The sequence below is a fragment of the Chamaesiphon sp. VAR_48_metabat_403 genome, from assembly GCF_031422475.1.
Taxonomy (GTDB): domain Bacteria; phylum Cyanobacteriota; class Cyanobacteriia; order Cyanobacteriales; family Chamaesiphonaceae; genus Chamaesiphon.
Genome location: NZ_JANPLS010000464.1, coordinates 1 through 1,649, shown reverse-complemented (window position 1 = coordinate 1,649; position 1,649 = coordinate 1). Strand labels below are relative to the sequence as shown.

The 1,649-nt window shown below is 44.2% G+C and carries 2 protein-coding genes; one reads left to right on the top strand and one right to left on the bottom strand.

What is annotated here, in order from left to right; translation table 11 throughout:
- Positions 1–21: 21 nt before the first annotated feature.
- Complete coding sequence (locus tag RMO79_RS22435) at positions 22–636, bottom strand: hypothetical protein (RefSeq protein ID WP_310485489.1); 615 nt, start codon at positions 634–636, stop codon at positions 22–24.
- 656 nt (positions 637–1,292) lie between these two features.
- On the opposite strand from RMO79_RS22435, the gene RMO79_RS22430 reads away from it, so the two are divergent.
- A partial coding sequence (locus tag RMO79_RS22430) for an AAA family ATPase (RefSeq protein WP_310485488.1) occupies positions 1,293–1,649 on the top strand: 357 nt, incomplete at its 3' end.

Below are 1,649 nucleotides of genomic sequence, written 5' to 3'. Positions count from 1 at the left end.
ACGGGCTTTCACCGTGATTCACTAATCAACGAATCGCACAACCCCAGTATGTCCAAATCCACCTTTACGTTCTCCGACAGTCGTTAAAGCCTCCACTACCCGCTCCTGCGCTACACATACCTCCAGAAACATCACCTGAGCGATTCTTGCGCCATGACTGAATAGATGCAAATCCGAACCGTGATTGACTAACCCAATCCCCACCCAATCGGGGTAATGTTCGTCCACAATTCCTGGCGCATTGATTACCGTAATCGAATTCTTGCACGCCAAGCCACTTCTAGGGCACACCAGCATGGTGGCAATCTTGTCAGGGTCATCGGTACTCAAACCCACTTTAAACCCCGCATTGACGATTTTTTGTTCGCCTGGAGCGAGGGTGAAAAATCGCAGTTGCGGTTCGTGTCGCTGCAATATCTCTAGCGTCAACGTTTCCGCGATTTGCTTGCCATTGATATACAGCGAACCTGTAGGATATTTATGTAGAAATTCGGTCTGCATTGCTGTGACTGACTCCAGCACATCATCTGTAGGTGCCGCAGGTAAATAAGCCTTCACATCCAAAGCCGCCGCTCTATCTACGGCGCGTTGGGGTCTAAATTCTGGCTCTGCCAGCACGTATTCAACTGAAATCACACTCTTATGCTCCGATCGTTCTTGAATATTTTGCCACGATCTATTGCGCTAACTTAACTTTTTTTTACAAAAATATCCTTAATTTGGAAAATTAACTAATGTTTACAAACACTCGTTCTCGGAGCGTCTTCAAGGGAGAATCGAGTCAAGATTTAATTGCTGTTTCGATCGCTCATTATCGCCGATTAACGCCATCTGAGTCCATGTTTCGTTGGAGTAGCCTACCGTAAGTAATCGAATCCAACCGTCTGACTAGTCACCTATGACCTTTGCTCGCATCCAATCGACACGACGACGGGGAATGGTTGCAGATTATCTGCTCTCTGATTGCGTTCGAGTATTATTTGCTATTGTTGCTATTTAGTTGTGAATCGCCAGTAAGAGCCGACCCGCGCTGATTTTTATTGGTAAAAGCTAGCTAAAATGCAAACAGCTCGATCGAGAAACCTGTCATGAAAAATATTAAGCAAATTAAACACTCGATCGAATTGTAACTTTTCACCCATTTTCGGGAAAGTTAGCGGACAATGCTAGACGTAGCAAAATTTTTATAGATACTCACTTCCATTTAACCAAAGTCAGCGTTCTAATTCTTAGTAAACAGAACCACTTACGACTTATTTATCACACCACAAAGTATTGGAGACTAGCAGATCGTGAAACTGGCAGTATATGGCAAAGGTGGAATTGGAAAATCCACAACTAGTTGCAACATCTCCGTCGCATTAGCCAAACGCGGCAAAAAAGTATTGCAAATTGGGTGCGATCCCAAACATGACAGTACCTTTACCCTGACAGGGTTTTTGATTCCGACTATTATTGATACACTTCAAGAAAAAGACTATCACTACGAAGATGTCTGGCCTGAAGATGTTATTTATAAAGGGTTTGGCGGCGTAGATTGCGTCGAAGCTGGTGGGCCTCCCGCTGGTGCTGGTTGTGGTGGTTATGTAGTAGGAGAGACAGTTAAGCTGCTCAAAGAATTAAATGCTTTTGACGAGTACGACATTATT